Here is a 16,600-nt window from a genome sequence, read left to right on the forward strand (position 1 = left end):
TCAGCGGCTCCTCATCGTGTCGTTGGCGCGCGGATCCAGCAGTGGATAGAGCACGTCGACCAGAAGGTTCGACAGCATCACCAGGAACGAGCCGATCAGCGTGATGGCGAGGATGACGGGATAGTCGGAATTGGTCAGCGCCGAGACGGTGAGGCGGCCGAGGCCCGGCAGGCCGAACACCAGTTCGACGAAAATGGCACCGTTGACGATGGTGATCATGATCAGGCCAAGCTGAGTGACGACAGGCGTCAGCACGGGGCGGAGGATGTGGCGCAGCGCCACCACCAACTCGGGCACGCCCTTGGCGCGGGCGGTGCGGACGAAATCCTCGGACAGCACCTCGATCACGGCGGCACGGGTCTGGCGCACGATCAAGGCGATCGGCTGGAACGAAAGCACCAGCAGCGGCAGCAGGATGCGTACGTCGAAGATGCCGCCCCAGCCATAGGGAACCTTGCCGCCGGGCAGGACGTAGATCAGCGCCACCATCAGCAACGGGCCGGCGACATAGGCCGGGATGGCCCACAGGAACAATGCCGAGCCGAGGATCGTGTAGTCGATCCTGGTGTTCTGGTTCATCGCCGCGATCATGCCGAGCGGAACGGCAACGACCGCCGTCAGCACCACGGCACAGAGGCCGAGCTTGAACGACACAGGCGCCGCTGCCGAAACCATCGCCCAGACCGAGCGGCCAGAGGTCAGCGAGTTGCCGAAATTGCCCTGCAAGAGGTTGAGGATGTAGCTGCCGAACTGCACGAGGAACGGACGGTTAAGGCCGGCCGCATCGCGGATTGCCTCGATCTTTTCCGGATTGTAGGCAACGTCGCCGGGGGCGCGCAGGAAGATCAGCTTGATCGGGTCGCCGGCGCCGTAATAGGCCATGGCATAGACAGCCAGCATGACCAGCAGAACGGACGGGATCCACAGCAGCAGCCGTGTTGCAATATAACGCAGCATGGCGGGCGGCCTCCCACCGCTCGGTTCGTTCTTAAGAGGAGCATAGCACGGGGGCTTTGCCCCCGTGCGCTTCACCTCGGCATCAGCCGATGGTGATTTCCCAAGGCGCGACAACCTGCCAGTCGAGGTTCTTGTCGATGCCCTTCACGTCGGCATTGGCCCAACGCGACATCGCCTGCGCGTACCAGGGAATGAAGGTCCAGTCGTCGCGGAAGGCCTTCTGGGCCTCCTGGGCAAGGGCCACGCGCTGGGGATCGTCAGCGGCCTTGGTGGCGGCTTCGGCGAGCAGCTGGTCGACCTTGTCGTTCTTGTAGCCGCCCAGCTTGTTCTGGGCGTTGGAAGAGGTCGAGGCGATCGAGCCGGCGAGGTAGCTCGCGGCATCAGGCACACGGGTGCCAACGTCGTCGCGGAAGATCTGCACCGCGTTCTGGTCGGGGCCGGCATAGGCGTCCTGCTGCGGCTTCATGTCGACGGCGGTAATGCCGAGGTTCTGGCGCCACTGCTCGGCAATGAACTGGGCGGCTGCCTCGTTGGCCGGCGAAGAGATGCCGACGAACAGGATCTTGGGCAGGCGCTCGGGACCGCCATAGGTCGACTCGGCAAGCAGCTTCTTGGCGCCCTCCGGATCATAGGGGTAAGGCTCGAAGCCGGAATTGTCGGCGCCGGGCACCGAATTGAGAACCTGGTCGGTCTTCTTGTGCGGGCCATCGGGGAACGAAGCCTTCATCAGGCCGTCGCGGTCGACGGCCATGATCAGCGCCTGGCGCACCTTCGGGTCGTCCATCGGCGCCCGCTTTGAATTGAACCAGAAGTGCTGGCTGGTCGGGATCAGCGGTCCGGAAGCGAACTCTGCGCCCAGATCCTGCACGATGGTAGAGGTCACGAGCTCGGTGTGGGCGTTGAACTCGCCCGACTTGAGCAGCGAGGTGGCAGTGACGTTGTCCTCGATCGAGGTGATCTCGATGCGGGCGAGCTTGGGCTTCGGCCCGAAGAAGTTCTCGTTCGGCTCGAACACCAGCTTGCCGCCGTCGATATCGATGCTGGTCAGCTTGAACGGGCCGGAATAGACCGCGCCTGAGTCGGGCGTGAACCAGTCCTGGATCTCGTTGCCGTCCTCGCCGCGCGACTGCGAGGCCTTGGTGATCGGCACGATGTGGTTGGCAACCCGCATGAAGTAGATCGGGTCGGATTCGGTCAGCGTCACCACGACGGTGCCCTCGTCGGGGGTGGCGACGCCGGAGATGGTATTGGCGCTACCGCCGGTCACCTCGGCGAATCCCGCAACCTTGCCGAGCACCTGATCGGCGCGCTGGCTCTTGGTACCCGGCATCGCCGCCACGTTCCACGAACCCGCGACATCTGCCGAGGTGATCTTGCTGCCGTCGGAGAAGGTCGCCTTGGGGTCGAGCTTGAAGGTCCAGGTCTTGGAGTCCGGCGAGCCCTCCCAGCTCGTGAAAACGTAAGGATGGATCTTGCCTTCGCTGTCGAAATACATCGGCGAGGCCCACCAGGCCGAATTCCAGCGATAGGGCACGCCGCCGCCGCGCAGCGGTGACCAGTCCTGGTTAAAGGCCGGATTGGCGACCTTCAGTACCTGTCCTTCCTGTGCAAAGACGATCTTGGCATTGAGGCCGAGCAGCGTGAAGCCCACAACGCTGCCCAGGCCGAGCCTGAGCGCGTCGCGGCGGGTCATCCCGGTGCGCGACGGAGTCTCGGTGTTCCGTTTCGACATCACATTTCCTCCCTGAAACCCGTGAACGGCGATGCTCTGGTCAGTCAAAAGGCAACAGACACGGAAGCGGCGACCGTGGGCGAACAAATGGCGCCATATTGTAAAGATGTCAATTCATTTTTTCCTGGTTTGGGCTCATAAAATTAGGATGTCGTCAAACGACAGAAAATTTCTGATTATAAATCAATATGATATGGCAATACTCGACACAAACGATAAGCCGATCACGGAAAAAGCAACTTGACAACTTGGCCGGTTCCGATCAGTTTTCGGGCACAGGCCAAGTGCAACAGGTGCCCAACGGGTGCATGCGCTCGGGAGGATTCCAGAACGTGGGGGCACCGGGCGACCGGGGCAGCCTGCGGACAAGACGGACAGGGAGCGATGGCGAGTTCTAGCCGCACGATTGGCATCACCATGGGGGATCCCGCCGGGGTCGGCCCCGAGATCATCTGCAAGTCGCTGGCCGAGATGGGTGCCGCCGACCGCGCCACCATCCGCGTCTTCGGCAATCGCGACAGCCTCGAGGCGGCGGCGAAGATCGTCGGCGCACCGCTGAAATTCGCCGCGACTTCCGACGGCGCCGATATTGTTGCCGTCGAGCATGTCGCCATCGACGGCGGCCCGATCGCCTTCGGTAAGATCGACACCCGCGCCGGCGACGCCTCGTTCCGCTTCATCTCACGCGCGGTGGAGGCTGCGACCGCTGGCGAGATCGGCTGCATCGTCACCGCCCCCATCAACAAGGAAGCGCTCAACCTCGCCGGCCACCACTATGACGGCCACACCGGCATGCTCGCGCATCTCACCGGGTCACGCTCGTCTTGGATGCTGCTCGCCGCAGAGCGCATGTCGGTCATCCACGTCTCGACCCATGTGTCGCTGAAGGACGCCATTGCCAGGGTGAAGCCCGAGCGCATCCTCGAGACGATCCGCACCGGCTATCGCCATCTGCGCCGCATCGGCATCGAAAACCCGCGCATCGCGGTTGCCGGCCTCAACCCGCATTGCGGCGAGAACGGGTTGTTCGGCACAGAGGACGACGAATTCATCGCGCCCGCCGTGGCAGCAGCCAAGACAGAGGGCATCGACGCCTACGGACCGGTACCGCCTGATACGGTTTTCCACCGCGCCTATTCGGGCGCCTTCGACCTCGTGGTCGCCCAGTATCACGACCAGGGCCATATCCCGATGAAGCTGGTGGCCTTCGACACCGGCGTCAACATCTCGCTCGGCCTGCCCATCGACCGCACCTCCGTCGACCACGGCACCGCCTTCGACATTGCCGGCACCGGCAAGGCCAACCACGTCAACATGAACGCGGCGATTGCCTATGCGCGCAAGCTCGCCGGAACGCCTCGGGTGACCGCATGACCAGTTTCGCAATCTCGGGCGTCTTTTCCGCTGCCGCCACGCCAATTAACGCCGATCTGTCGCCCGACCACGCCCTGCTGGCGAAGCATTGCCAGCGGTTGCTTGACGAGGGCTGTCACGGCGTTGCCCTGCTCGGCACAACGGGCGAGGCCAATTCGTTCTCGCTCGGCGAGCGCAAGGCGATGCTGGAAAGCGTCGTCAAGGCGGGCGTCGGCGCCGACAAGCTGATGCCGGGCACCGGTGTCGCAGCCATTCCCGAAACCATCGAACTGACCCGCCATGCCTTGTCCGTCGGCATCGATAAGGTCGTGATGCTGCCGCCCTTCTACTACAAGGGCGTGTCTGACGATGGCCTGTTCGACGCTTATGCGCGCATCCTAGAAGGCGTCGCCGACGACCGGCTGAAGGTCGTGCTCTACCACATCCCCCAGGTCTCGGGCATAGCGCTGTCGGTCGAGCTTGTCGGCCGCCTGATCGAGGCGTTCCCGAAAACGGTCGTCGGCATCAAGGAGTCCAAGGGCGACTTCGCCAATATGCAGGCACTGGTCAAAGCCTATCCCGCCTTTGCCGTGTTCCCAGGCGCTGATCCACTGATGCTGCCGCTGCTGCGCGAGGGCGGGGCGGGGTGCATCACCGCGACGTCCAACCTGATCGCGGATTCGCTGCGCACGGTGTTCGACAACCACGCCAATCCGGCGGCAGCGGCCAAGGTCGAGGCGGCGCAGGCGCGCATCAATGCCTGGCGCAACCTGTCCAACAGCTACGCCCAGATCCCGACCATCAAGGCGATGGTCGGCCTCAAGCATGGCGAGGCGGCCTGGCGGCGGGTGCGCCCGCCGTTGGTCGGTCTCAGCGACGGCGATATCGCCGAACTCAAGCCGCAACTCGAACAACTGCCATGAGCAGGGAGATGGCCATGGGCGCGGGACAAGCCGAAGCATCCGTCATGACCCACGCGGAAGTTGCCGCGCGGATGGACGGTAAGGTGAGGGTCGTCGCAGCCGGCCGATCGGATGCCTTCCTGCCGTCGCCAACAGTGCAGAACCACGCCGCCAACCTCACACTGCTGCCCGACGGTACGCTCGCTTGCGTCTGGTTCGGCGGCACCATGGAAGGCATGGGCGACATCTCGATCTACATGTCGCGCCTGGCGCCCGGCTCGGACGTCTGGTCTGCGCCCGAGACAATGTCGGACGACGCGCAAAAATCGGAACAGAATCCGCTGCTGTTCAACGCGCCCGACGGCAAGGTCTGGTTGCTCTACACCTCGCAAACCTCGGGCCATCAGGACGGAGCGGTCGTCAAATGCCGCATCTCCGACGACGGCGGCAAGACCTTCGGCGCAGTATCCGTGCTGTGTGACATGCCCGGCACCTTCGTACGTCAACCGATCATCGTGAACGGCCGCGGCGCGTGGCTTCTTCCGGTGTTCCGTTGCATCGGCGTATCAGGCACGCGCTGGAGCGGCGATGTCGACACCGCCGCCGTGCTTGTTTCCACCGATGCCGGTGCAAGCTGGACCATGCACGACGTGGCCGACAGCATCGGCGCCGTGCACATGAACATCATCCCGCTTGGCGGTGACGAGATGGTAGCGATTTTCCGCAACCGCTTCTCCGAGCAGGTGCTGCGCAACCGATCGTTTGACGGCGGCCTTAGTTGGAGCGCCCCTGAAGCGACCGACCTGCCCAACAACAACTCCTCGGTGCAGGCCGTGCGGCTGGCCGATGGCCGCATCGCCATCGTCTACAACCACGCCAATGCCTCGATGTCCGATGACCGGCGCCTATCGCTCTATGACGAGATCGATGGCGACGAGCCTCAGGAAGCAGCGCCGCCAGCGGCATCGTCGGTCCGCAAGGCCGTCTGGGGCGTGCCGCGCGCGCCGCTCAGCCTCGCCTTCTCGTCCGGCGGCGGCGACAGCTTCGGCGGCCGCATCGATCTCGAGACCGGCGACGGCTTCTGCCTGACCAATAATTCCAAGGACGGGCTGAACCGCGAGTTCTCCTATCCGTCGATCCTTCAGACCCCTGACGGCGCGATCCACGTCGCCTTCACCTATTTCCGCCGCGCCATCAAATACGTCCGCCTGTCGCCGAGAAGTTTCTGACGATGCGCGACCGCGGCCCAGCTGGAGCACTAACGATGAACGGTCTCAACACGCCCATCACGATCGTTCGGCCGCCGGTCATCGAGTTCGGTCCCGGCGTGGTGTCGCGGCTCGCTGGCTGGGTCAAGGCGCGCAACGTCAAGAAAGCACTTGTCGTCGCCGACGCCTTCAACGCGACCCGCGTCGAGACACTAGGCCTCGGCGTCGAGACGATCGTCTTCGGTGAAGTGCGGCCCGAGCCTGACCTGCCCAACCTCGAAAAGGTGCTCGAACTCGCCGCCCGTTCCGAGGCCGACCTCATCGTCGGCTTCGGCGGCGGCAGCGCCATGGACTTGGCCAAGCTGGTCTCGGTCATGGCCGGCACCGGGCAGAGGCTGCAGGACATCGTCGGTGTCGGCAAGGCGGCCCGGCGCCGGGTCGCGCTCGCCCAGGTGCCGACGACCTCGGGCACCGGCAGCGAGGCCGGCATCCGCGCACTCGTCACCGACCCCAAGACTCAGGCCAAGCTCGCCGTCGAAAGCATCGAGATGCTAACCGACATCGCTGTCGTCGATCCCGCCCTGACCATGACAGTTCCACCAGCCGTCACCGCCGCCACCGGTGTCGATGCCATGGCCCATTGCGTCGAGGCCTACACCAACAAGAAGGCGCATCCGATGATCGACCTCTACGCGCTGGAGGGCGTGAAGCTGGTCGGCCGTTATCTTGCGCGTGCGGTCAAGGACGGCAGCGATGTCGAGGCCCGCGCCGGCCTTTCTCTCGCCTCGCTCTATGGCGGCTTCTGCCTCGGCCCGGTCAACACCGCCGGCGGCCACGCGCTCGCCTATCCGCTCGGCACGCGCTGGCACGTCGCCCATGGTGCCGCCAACGCGCTGATATTCCCCCATGTGCTCGCTTTCAACCTGCCGGCGGCAGCGGAGAAGACCCGCCAAATCCTCTTGGCCCTCGGGCTGCCCGAGGGCCATACCGTGCAGGACGTGTTCGGCGCGACGCACGACTACTGCGCCTCGCTCGGCATCGAGATGCGCCTGTCGAAGCTCGGCGTGCCGGAGGACGACCTCGAGACCATGGCCGACGACGCCTTCGCCATCCGCCGCCTGCTCGACAACAACCCGCGCGAGCTGACCCGACAGGATATTCTGTCGATCTACAACGCGGCCCTTTAGGCCAGTAATGCCAATCGCCGAACCAATGCAGGGATAGTGATGGCACGCCGAGACAGGCCTTCGACCCTAGCGAATTCCAAAACGAAACCGCCGCTATCCGGTTCGCCAAGCTGATCGAGGATCAGCATGAATGTGTCGGCGAACAACACTGCTTCGGTGGCAGAAACTATGTCTGTCCAGCCAATTTCCGGCGCGCAGGCGGTCCGACTGGCTTGATCAATCTAAGGCTAGCGGCCATATTGCCCGGGCGCCTCTCAACGTTTCAAGAGGTCTGCGCATTGGGTGCCGCTCAATTGGGCATTTTGGCACCACCCACATCAGTCTGACGCTCGTGCTGTTTTCGTCGGCAAGGGCTGAATTCTAATTTGGAGGCAAAATGGCTATTGCAACGCCTTTTGCGCTGCCAGAGGCAGTGCTAACTCAAATCGCAAACGGAATATCTGCACTGCAAGCTTATCGGCAGTACGTGGGCTATTCGACCGACCACATCGCAATTGTCAGCGGCCTGACTGTCGAAGAAGTCGAAAACATTGAATCCGGGTACCGTTTCGACAAGGGATATCGGGACCGAGTGGCCCGGGCGCTTGGCCTCCCAGAAGGAATATTCGAGGAAGTATCAGGCGTCCCACACGCTGCCTGACAATTTGATGCATGGGAGACCCTTGAAATCTCGTACATGTACGCCAATTTGCGCGTTGTTGGCGTTCATCCTCCTCCCAGAGCGCCAATGCACAAGCGGCCTTCTCCTCCTCCCGAAGGCCGCTGACTTATCAAGCCCGTCGCGATCTCCTCCCCGCGACGGGCTTTTTCTTTGCCCCACAGCGGCGAGCCTCAGCTCCAGATGTCCGGAACCATACGGGCTTCGCAGACGTTCAAAGTGGCAAAGGAGACCCGCCATGTTACGGACGATCGCACTTCTAGTTGTTGGCTATGCCTTCTATCGAGCAGGCCGAGAGTTCATTGCAAGAGTTCCGTCGGACTTTGAGCCGATGCCTTTAGCCCCCGCGAAGCCCAAGAGGCGACCTGCTGCAGCCAAACGCCCCGCCACAGCCAAAATGCACAGCACTAAAGCTGCTGCGCCCACCACAACGCACTGATGCACCTCGGCAAATGCCGACCGCCAAGACGGCATAACCTTTAATCGAGCGGCACGAGTTGACCAGGCGGGAAACAGGCTAGGGCGCGATCAGATCGCGAGATCTTCGGCTACCTTCTGCTGCTGATGCGACGCATATCGACAACGCGGCCATCGCTTTGTCTAACAGCAATCTCGAAGCGAGTGGTCCCTCGCCATGCCCTATAGACAAAGAACCGACCGCGGCAGTCTACACGTCGCCGATCCGGAAAACGCGATTGCGAAGCAGCCTTTCGCCCTGATTGCAGGTTATGCCCCGCCTCTGTTGAGATTGGTGCCTACAGTGATGCTGATATTTACATTGGTTTGGGCGCTTGCCTCTGGAGGGAGCGCTACCGGAGAGGCCAACAAGCCGAGGGCAAGTCCTAGCGACAAGAACGAATATCTAGTCTAATCGCTGCATTCTCGTGGTGCTTCAATCAAAGTAGGGTGCGCTAGTGCGCGCTCGCCACCACTTCAAAGCATCGCTTCCCTGTCGTACGGCTTGCATCCCGCACTTTCGCACGAGGCGATGAACTTTTCAGAGAGAAATTCGTGCGCTTGAGGGGACATCCTCCAGTGGAGACTGGAATGACCGACTTGGCACACAGACCTTAGCGGCGACCGCCTGGACCCGTATTCATCTCCCGAAGCTCGGTTACAAACTGCTGAGGCCGCAGGTATTTCGAGGGAACCTTGTACCCCATGGAGCGGGCGATATCGCCGGTAAAGGCGTTGCAATTGTAAACCGAAGCCTGCCAGAGCCGCGTAGTATTCTGAAGCTCGCGTATGTGTGCAACGACGTCGCTGTATTCGGCTTGGCTCAGCATCACCCGCCAACTCGCGGACCTGTATTGTTCTTCCAAGTCACCGTCGCTCGCTCCGGTTTCGGCGGGCACAGGCACGAAATGACCGAGTACATAAGGAACTTCGCTGTTAGAAGCAGGGTGAAGGCCCGCAATTTCGAGATTGACGGCCCGCCCGGCTCCGTCGAGGCGCCCGAAAGCGACGTAGGTATGGCCGTAACTTAGTGCATAGCGTGATCGGAATTCGACGAAGTATGGGTGGTCTTGGTATCGGGATGAATTGGTCGCTATTGCTGCGCGGCCGGTCACGGACGAAGCAACAGAGGCCACGCCACTATGGCCGGTCGACACGTAGCCTGGCTGAGGGGGCAGGTCTTCCGACACGCATCCCGTCGCTGTCAGCGCAAACAGTACCAATAGCAGATGGTTGATTCTCATTTTTGCCCGCCCATTTGTCGTTTGTCTTTGTTCACATCTAGGGTGCAGGAAGAACCCGGCAAGTCGGGTGCATTTGGGATGACCTCCGCCAAGCACCCTTGGCTCGAGTTTTCCGCTTTCGCACTCACTGGACAGCGCGGACGGAACCTGCAGATTCGGCTGATTTCAACTGCCCGGGCATTTCTCCTGGCACCCGCCGTATGGGCCAGTTTCAGGAAACTCCACTGCGAGTGTCATGCTAGCGCCTCGGCGTAGCTCGCCCGCTGGCTTGACAGGTTCGATCCGGGCGGTGACCCTGAAACGGCGCTCCGCCGACATCTACTTTACCATCGGCATCATCCGATCGTGGGGCTCTCCGCCAAGAAGGTGATCCTGGTCGCGGAATGGCGGATCAAGCCTGCTCCAGGCATCGCCCAAACGATGAGCCTTGGCGCTCGCGCCACCGGGACCTTCTTGAGTGGCACACGATTTCGCCCAGACGATGACAGGGGTCCGCCTATGCAGAAATGCAGCTGGGCAGTCGATGATCAAGGAATCGTAAGATCACACCGTGAGAAGCCTACGAACTTCACTGCGCTCGAGGTCCTGAGCAGCGCCCACGTGAACGATCCGGCCGCGGTCCATTATGTACACGACATCTGCCAGGTCGCGGCAGAAGTCGAGATATTGCTCGACGAGCAGTACGGCCATGCCGGCGGTATCGCGTAGATACCGGATGGCGCGGCCGATGTCCTTGATGATCGACGGCTGGATGCCTTCGGTCGGCTCGTCGAGCACCAAAAGCCGCGGCCGCATCACCAAAGCCCGGCCGATGGCCAGTTGCTGTTGCTGTCCGCCCGAGAGATCGCCGCCACGCCGTGACAGCATCTGTCGCAGCACCGGAAACAGCTCGAAGACATAGTCCGGTACTTGGCGCTCGGCCCGTTTGAGCGGGGCGTAGCCAGTCTCAAGGTTTTCCCTGACCGACAGTAGCGGGAAAACCTCCCGCCCCTGCGGCACGAATGCGATGCCCGACCGGGCGCGGTCATACGCCGCGCTCCGGTCGAGCGCCTTCCCCTCGAAGGCAACGGTGCCGGATGTCAGCCTGTGCTGGCCGACGATCGATCTCATCAGACTTGTCTTGCCGACCCCGTTGCGGCCGAGCACGCAGGTGATCCGCGCTGGCTGAACTGTCAGCGAGACGCCGTCACCTACAACGCCTTCATCCAGGAACAGAGCCTCGGCATCCACTACAACAAGGCCAACGACCTCATCGACTACGCCAAAAACAAGGACGTATTCCGCTACGAGGACGGCTTCGTTGCCATTCCCGACGGCCCAGGCCTGGGCGTCGATGTCGACGAGGACTACGTGAGGGAACGCGCCAAGGAAGGCCACCGCTGGCGCAATCCCGTCTGGCGTCACGCCGACGGCTCCTTCGCCGAATGGTAGTCCGAACGACTTCTATCGTTTGTGGGGATCCTTTCGCGAACAGTTTGTAGCGTGGGGAAAGCCGATCCGCTCGACGTTCCCGGACAATAAAGCTCCGCGCCCGCTGGACCGCGTGAGCCAACAGTACAAGGCTTGCGCACCCGACAGTCTTTGGGTTCGGATCCTCCTACGTCGCCACCCGAAAGGGTTTCGCCCATGTGGCTTCATCATTGACGCCGTCACTCTCCGCAGCGCATGATGACCGATCGATCAAAGTGCCGGCCTATGAACATGAGATGCGCTCCGTAAATGGAGCCGTCTTAATGCAATCGGAGGCTTACTGGGAACTTTGCAACAGAACTATCGGCGGTCCAGTTCAATCCCATGGTTGGCTTGCCGGGCTCGCCGTCGACGCCTTCACATTGGTGGATTGCCTCTCGCGTTCGGGGGAGCGGAGTAGTTGTTCGACGTGACGAGCGTAGTTTTGCCGGGTGTTCTGATCGACGATCGCCGCTGGGGCAGCCACGACGAGGCCCGCCGCGGTTCCCACCGTTTGAGCAGCCCCCGCAGTCGCGGCCACGATCGCGTCGCCAAGCCCCAGCCGGCTATGGTCAAGGGTTGGGCGGTCGACAGACGGCTGCCGATCAGTTGGACGATCTCGGGCGACTCCGCGAATTTGCTGTGGTGCAGGTCGTCGCCGGCCTTGACCTTGGTGAGATCGATGACCGCGATGTCGTTCGCGGCAAGTTCCTCCTTGTAGGGCGGCTGCGAGGGATCGACGGCGCCGAGACGGGCAACACCGCCCCATACGCGTCGGGAAGCGGCAAGCGCCCGATCGTCGCGCGATACGAACAGCGTGAAGCGAGGTCGCGTTTTCCCCATGTCGGCAATCTGCGAACGGAAGACGTCCACGTCCACGTCGGGCCCAGCCAGCATGACGTTCTTGAATTTGGCAGGCAGCCCGCCGTTGCGGATGGCCATCTGGCGCAAGGATTCGAGCGCCAGCCAATTGCCCATCGAATGGGCAAGGATCGAAACCTCTTTGATCTCTGGATCGCGCGCCAGATACTGGAACAGCTTTTCGACGGCATTGCGGGTGTAATTCGTGCTTTCACGGTCGTAGCCGTAGGCGAGCAGGCTTCCACGCGAGGGCCATGTGGCCAGCACCGGTACGCTGCGGGCCCCTGAATCGTGGACGATTTGCGCGAAGCGGAAGACGGCGTCCTCGAACTGGTTGTTGAACCCGTGGATGAACACCAGAACGCTTCGGTCCGGGCTCCTGCGCACGGCCGCGTTCAGCCACTTCCTTGCGGCTTGCTGATCGATTTGCTCGGCTTTGACCGCTGCGAAATCCGTTGCCGGGTTCGGCGGGAGCTTGCGCGGCCACGCAACCTCACCAACCTCGCGCGCATCGGCCGGCGGGATCGATACGATGAGTTCCGCAAAGGCCGGCGCGGGGCCACGCTCGCCGCTGAACATTTCGCCCGGATTCTTGGAACGGTCGCGCATGGTCGTGACAAGCATGTCGACTTGGCTGGCCGACGGCGAAGCCGCCACGGGTTCAAGGACACCCGTCGGGCGGCTGGCACAGGCGGCGAGCGAGCCGACAGCCAGTGCTGCCATAGTCAGCGCACCGAAGACCCGTCGTCGGCCATGGTCTGTCATCGAACGGACGATCGTTCCGCGCGTCATGCAAAGCAGCCCTTCCTACGCTCACAGATTTCCGCCCAAGCCAAGCGGCAACGACTGTCTCAGAAGTTGATTGTCAATCCCGCGATCGGCCCCTGCTCGACGGCGTCGAACAGGAAACCGTCGCTGCTGTAGTTCACGCCCAGCGCCCGGTAGCCCAATGATGCCGAAAATCGTTCGTTGATATTGTAGCCGAGTACGCCCGCGACATCCCAGTCGATATCCGCGCCGCCGGCGCCGACCAGGCCCCAGCCCGTTGCGTAGAACTTGGGAGTGAAGTGGTATTTGCCACGAATACCGACCAGCCCGTCGACCCAGGTCGCTCCGTCGCTGCGCGTGACGCCGTCGAGGAATGCACCGCTGAACGAAATATCCGTGTTGACCGACCATACCCGCATACCGGCAACGACGTCCAGCCGGCCGGCCGGGCCTTCCACCACCGAATAGCCCGCACCGAGCAGCCCGGCGAAAGTCGAAGCTTCCACATTGACGCTGGTCGCCAGAACGCCGCGCGGCGCAGCACGGCCGGAAGAAAGCTTGGTATAGATCAGGTCGCCAAACAGGCTGTATCGCCCGTTACGCGCCTCTCCCATCAGCATCGCGGCAAAATCGAGATTGTCGATGATGTCGCTGAAGCTCGCATTCATGTCGACGACAGGCAAACCGAACTGGGATGCCTCGCCGGAGAGACCCGCCGCCCAGAAATACGGCGTGACCGAAAACGTCCATCGGCTTGCGGCAACGGGCGTCGCTTCGGGGGACGCCGCGGAGTCCACGTCAGCGCCAGCCGCCGGGATCACCCACAGAGATCCACAGACAAGGACGGCTTTTTTGAGATTCTTCAACACAATCCCCTCTCAAGAAAATTCATGCACCACATCAGCGCCAGCTCGACTTCATGACTGACGCAATTTCATCCCGAACTCCGTCACTGCCCACCGACAGCGTGATGATCATAGTCGTTGAGCGCTATCCTGACTTCGCGTCCGAGTGTGATGAGCGCGACCGAAAGCAGAACCAGGGAAAAGCGTGAACAGCGCGCCTGCCCCGAAAACGTGCTGTCGCCCGAAGAAGGCACTGGCAAATGAGAAGATGACCAGGAGCGCCGCAACGATGCCGCTTGCGACAGCGTAGAGCATCGCGTTGTTGACCAGCCGCGCCCGGTGTTGCAGCCGAGGCAAGTCATCCCTAGAGATGGCTCATGGGATGGACCTTCTCGGGCAGCGCATTGAGGTCGCGGATACGATCGAGAATGTTGGTCAGCCGCGTAAACAGCATTGAGACGAAACTCGCGACCACTCCAAGCAGGAAGGATGGAGCGATCGCGTGTGAGATCACCTGGGAAATCTGATCGGGAGACGGAGCATTGAACAGGTCATTCAGCACGGCGAGTGAGCACTTCCGTTAGAACTGCACCTTTCCGCCCTTCCCACCGCACTTTCCCCCAAGATGAGGCTCAATAGCACGGTGGATATGGATAGTAGCCGCACGCCGGGCGCATATAGGGATGGTAGTAGGGGTGATAATCGTAGGGAGCCGCCACCGCAGCGGCGCCCGCCGCTGCACCCGCATACCACGCGCCGCGATAGGCCGCCCGCCGTGCCGCACCCGCGAAGGAAAGCGGCGTGAACGGCATGCCGATGATGTCTATGAAGGTCGAAGCGGGACCGTCGGCGCCGTCGATGCTGCCCTCAAGGACGTCGACGTCGAAGGTCAGCGTGTCCCCCTCGAATTTCGGGGTTTTCAGAGTCACGACCACATCGAGGACGGAAGCGCCGTCCTTGCCAAGAACCGACACGGTCGCATTGGGCGGATCCTTGGCGAAGCTGTCGCTCCCCTCGGCCCACTCTTCGAGGAGGTGCGCCGTAAGGACATGGCCTGCGGCGCGCACCGGACGGTCGGCGAACATGATGGAGTTCGGCGATATGCCCGAGAGAACGAGCTTGCCGCCGGCGAGACTTGCACCCTTGGAGTTGAGCACGATCAGCGCAGGCTCGATCCTGGGTTTGCCGGCGCCGATCGACTTCGTCGCGGGGGCAGAGATCGCGTCCTGCGCGAGCGCGGCACCGCCTGACAAGATGAGCCCGGCGGATGCCGTCAAGGCGAGCATGATGGTTCTGAAAGCCACGGTATGTTCTCCTTCAATTGAATGAGCGACTGCCTTGGACGAGGGCTTCGCGCGTTTGATCCTCGCGCGAAACCCTCAAAGTCCGGCATCCATGCCGGGGTCAGTCGGCTGCCATGGCCGGTGGGAGTGTCCAGGTCCCGTCGAGGATCGAGGGATCGTTCTCGTTCGGCCAATACAGTCTCATCATAAGGATGAACTTGCCCGCCGGCGCAGGCAGCCAGTTCGACTCCTTGTCAGCGCCGGGAGACGAACTCTGCAGGTAGAGGTCGAGCGATCCGTCGGCGTTGTATTTCAGATCCTGACGGGGGCTGATCGAAAAACGGTTGATGGGGTTCGCGACGAAGAAGAAGTTCTCGTCATACATCGTGATGGACCAGAAGCCCGAGATCGGCGGCGTCTGGCCCTTCGGGAAATGGATGACGTAGTTCTTCCGGCCATCATAAGAGCGGCGATGGGTATCCTTCTCCGACGTCGGATAGACCGCATCCTGAGGCCGGTTGGCGCCGAGCCCGATGGCGGTGATCAGGGCCCGCATGAGATAATCGGTGCCGTAGAGCCCGGTCTTCGTCGTGAAGGCCCAGCCGTTGATATCCTTCACCGCGCTGTTGACCTTGAACTGCAGCATGATCCGGTCGAAGCCGATAACCGGTATCTTTTTGTGGAAGTCTGCCCTCAGCTTGCTGGCATCGAAATCCTTGCCGGAAACAAGCCCGATCCGTGCAAAGCGCTCCAGCGCGGGTGCGTCCGCGTCGGATGGCGGATTCGACTTCATCAATTCGGCGAGCAGCGTAAAATACTCTACCGCGTCCATTCGATTGACTTGGTCGCGCACGGCAGTCTTCATGTCGATGGACGGATCGACCTTGCCCGGCGGAGGCGTGTAGTCCTAGCCGTAGCCGCTGAGTGGCACCAGCTTGAACTCATCCTGAAGGGCGTGCACCGCCGCGTAGTCTTCCGGCGTTCCCGTGCAGTAGATGCGGCCCAGCAGCCAGACAATGTTGGTTGGGGATTCGTAGTGGGCCACGCCGTCGGGGAGCGTTCCGGTCCAACCCGGCCCCGTGATGACATAGGTCTGGGGCCCCGTTCCCGTCGTGCGCTTGCCCGGCACCTGAAAGACGTTCGTCCATCCGTCGAGCATGGGCAGCAGAAAATACCGCCCCTTCATGTCTGGGACGCTGAGCACATAAGGCTCCTTGCCGACATCGAAGAAGGCGGTCGTGTAGAGCGTGTCGGCATTCGGCGCCGTGACATCCCTGAACGACGCGTCCGGATATTCGCGCAACTTGATGATGTGCCCCATCGGGGCGCGGGTCCCCTTCGCGTCGGAGACATTCGTCATGATGCGACGGGTCATTTCCATCGTCACCAGCGGATAGCCGTAGACATAGGCGTCGGTGGCAACCCAGAACTCTTCCAGGTCCTCGCCGATATGCAGAGCCCCATCACCCAGCTCTGCCCGCGCGAGGGATATTGCCGACGCGCTGGCAAGCAAACTGAGGCCAGCAAGAGTTAAGGCACGACGGGTGATGTTCATCTCAATCTCCAGTAGCGGAACACGGTTGGGACTGTGCTGCGGCGGAGATCGTCTGGGGAGGTATCTTACCGTACGTTACACGGAATAAGGGTGCCTCGATACGGGCCTCGCGCTGCCAATGACCGCGCGGGCGGCGCAGGCT

Annotated in this window: 12 protein-coding genes and 4 pseudogenes; 7 read left to right on the forward strand and 9 right to left on the reverse strand. The window is 62.1% G+C overall.

Features of this window, described 5'->3' with window-relative positions:
• Together C8K44_RS18240 and C8K44_RS18245 are read right to left on the reverse strand one after the other, a co-directional pair.
• On the reverse strand, positions 1–957 hold the full coding sequence (locus C8K44_RS18240; RefSeq protein WP_109577210.1) for an ABC transporter permease: 957 nt from the start codon (positions 955–957) through the stop codon (positions 1–3).
• An 82-nt stretch (positions 958–1,039) separates the two neighbouring features.
• Complete coding sequence (locus C8K44_RS18245; protein ID WP_109577211.1) at positions 1,040–2,689, reverse strand: ABC transporter substrate-binding protein; 1,650 nt, start codon at positions 2,687–2,689, stop codon at positions 1,040–1,042.
• A 384-nt stretch (positions 2,690–3,073) separates the two neighbouring features.
• On the opposite strand from C8K44_RS18245, the gene pdxA reads away from it, so the two are divergent.
• The 5 genes from pdxA to C8K44_RS18270 all read left to right on the forward strand — a co-directional run bounded on the left by pdxA (position 3,074) and on the right by C8K44_RS18270 (position 7,979).
• Complete coding sequence (gene pdxA, locus C8K44_RS18250; protein WP_199227134.1) at positions 3,074–4,063, forward strand: 4-hydroxythreonine-4-phosphate dehydrogenase PdxA; 990 nt, start codon at positions 3,074–3,076, stop codon at positions 4,061–4,063.
• Positions 4,060–4,965 (forward strand): dihydrodipicolinate synthase family protein, encoded by a 906-nt coding sequence (locus C8K44_RS18255; protein WP_109577213.1) that lies wholly within the window; start codon positions 4,060–4,062, stop codon positions 4,963–4,965. Before pdxA ends, C8K44_RS18255 begins: the two co-directional genes overlap by 4 nt.
• Before the next feature lie 71 nt (positions 4,966–5,036).
• On the forward strand, positions 5,037–6,173 hold the full coding sequence (locus tag C8K44_RS18260) for an exo-alpha-sialidase (RefSeq protein ID WP_109577289.1): 1,137 nt from the start codon (positions 5,037–5,039) through the stop codon (positions 6,171–6,173).
• A gap of 35 nt (positions 6,174–6,208) precedes the next feature.
• On the forward strand, positions 6,209–7,339 hold the full coding sequence (locus C8K44_RS18265) for an iron-containing alcohol dehydrogenase (protein WP_109577214.1): 1,131 nt from the start codon (positions 6,209–6,211) through the stop codon (positions 7,337–7,339).
• A 376-nt stretch (positions 7,340–7,715) separates the two neighbouring features.
• Positions 7,716–7,979 (forward strand): DNA-binding protein, encoded by a 264-nt coding sequence (locus C8K44_RS18270; RefSeq protein WP_109577215.1) that lies wholly within the window; start codon positions 7,716–7,718, stop codon positions 7,977–7,979.
• Positions 7,980–9,067: 1,088 nt separating this feature from the next.
• Here C8K44_RS18270 and C8K44_RS18280 read toward each other — a convergent pair.
• Together C8K44_RS18280 and urtE are read right to left on the reverse strand one after the other, a co-directional pair.
• Entirely contained in the window at positions 9,068–9,697 is a 630-nt protein-coding gene (locus tag C8K44_RS18280; RefSeq protein ID WP_109577216.1) for a hypothetical protein, read from the reverse strand.
• A gap of 543 nt (positions 9,698–10,240) precedes the next feature.
• Positions 10,241–10,912 (reverse strand): urea ABC transporter ATP-binding subunit UrtE, encoded by a 672-nt coding sequence (gene urtE, locus C8K44_RS18285; RefSeq protein WP_245417538.1) that lies wholly within the window; start codon positions 10,910–10,912, stop codon positions 10,241–10,243.
• On the opposite strand from urtE, the pseudogene C8K44_RS18290 reads away from it, so the two are divergent.
• Together C8K44_RS18290 and C8K44_RS27960 are read left to right on the forward strand one after the other, a co-directional pair.
• A pseudogene (locus C8K44_RS18290) lies at positions 10,868–11,128 on the forward strand (enolase C-terminal domain-like protein); the annotation flags it as partial. The gene urtE and the pseudogene C8K44_RS18290 sit on opposite strands and share 45 nt — an antisense overlap.
• A gap of 55 nt (positions 11,129–11,183) precedes the next feature.
• Positions 11,184–11,331 (forward strand): annotated as a pseudogene (locus C8K44_RS27960) (IS3 family transposase); the annotation flags it as partial.
• Positions 11,332–11,483: 152 nt separating this feature from the next.
• Here the strand turns inward: C8K44_RS27960 and C8K44_RS18295 are convergent.
• The 5 genes and pseudogenes from C8K44_RS18295 to C8K44_RS18320 form a co-directional block, all read right to left on the reverse strand.
• A pseudogene (locus C8K44_RS18295) lies at positions 11,484–12,730 on the reverse strand (alpha/beta hydrolase).
• Positions 12,731–12,858: 128 nt separating this feature from the next.
• Entirely contained in the window at positions 12,859–13,572 is a 714-nt protein-coding gene (locus C8K44_RS18300) for a hypothetical protein (RefSeq protein WP_245417539.1), read from the reverse strand.
• 412 nt (positions 13,573–13,984) lie between these two features.
• The gene (locus C8K44_RS18310; protein ID WP_109577218.1) at positions 13,985–14,182 is read right to left on the reverse strand and encodes a hypothetical protein; all 198 of its coding nucleotides are present in this window, start codon (positions 14,180–14,182) and stop codon (positions 13,985–13,987) included.
• Between the two features lie 70 nt (positions 14,183–14,252).
• Complete coding sequence (locus tag C8K44_RS18315) at positions 14,253–14,906, reverse strand: hypothetical protein (RefSeq protein WP_245417540.1); 654 nt, start codon at positions 14,904–14,906, stop codon at positions 14,253–14,255.
• Positions 14,907–15,024: 118 nt separating this feature from the next.
• Positions 15,025–16,458, reverse strand: a pseudogene (locus C8K44_RS18320) (DUF1254 domain-containing protein).
• Between the last annotated feature and the right edge of the window lie 142 nt (positions 16,459–16,600).

This window comes from Aminobacter sp. AP02, from assembly GCF_003148805.1.
Lineage (GTDB): Bacteria > Pseudomonadota > Alphaproteobacteria > Rhizobiales > Rhizobiaceae > Aminobacter.

Excerpts from the sequence above, each read along its gene's own strand:
- C8K44_RS18240 (WP_109577210.1), bottom strand. The coding sequence starts at position 957 with ATGCTGCGTTATATTGCAACACGGCTGCTGCTGTGGATCCCGTCCGTT.
- C8K44_RS18245 (WP_109577211.1), bottom strand. The coding sequence starts at position 2,689 with ATGTCGAAACGGAACACCGAGACTCCGTCGCGCACCGGGATGACCCGC.
- pdxA (WP_199227134.1), top strand. The coding sequence starts at position 3,074 with ATGGCGAGTTCTAGCCGCACGATTGGCATCACCATGGGGGATCCCGCC.
- C8K44_RS18255 (WP_109577213.1), top strand. The coding sequence starts at position 4,060 with ATGACCAGTTTCGCAATCTCGGGCGTCTTTTCCGCTGCCGCCACGCCA.
- C8K44_RS18260 (WP_109577289.1), top strand. The coding sequence starts at position 5,037 with ATGGACGGTAAGGTGAGGGTCGTCGCAGCCGGCCGATCGGATGCCTTC.
- C8K44_RS18265 (WP_109577214.1), top strand. The coding sequence starts at position 6,209 with ATGAACGGTCTCAACACGCCCATCACGATCGTTCGGCCGCCGGTCATC.
- C8K44_RS18270 (WP_109577215.1), top strand. The coding sequence starts at position 7,716 with ATGGCTATTGCAACGCCTTTTGCGCTGCCAGAGGCAGTGCTAACTCAA.
- C8K44_RS18280 (WP_109577216.1), bottom strand. The coding sequence starts at position 9,697 with ATGAGAATCAACCATCTGCTATTGGTACTGTTTGCGCTGACAGCGACG.
- C8K44_RS18315 (WP_245417540.1), bottom strand. The coding sequence starts at position 14,906 with ATGCTCGCCTTGACGGCATCCGCCGGGCTCATCTTGTCAGGCGGTGCC.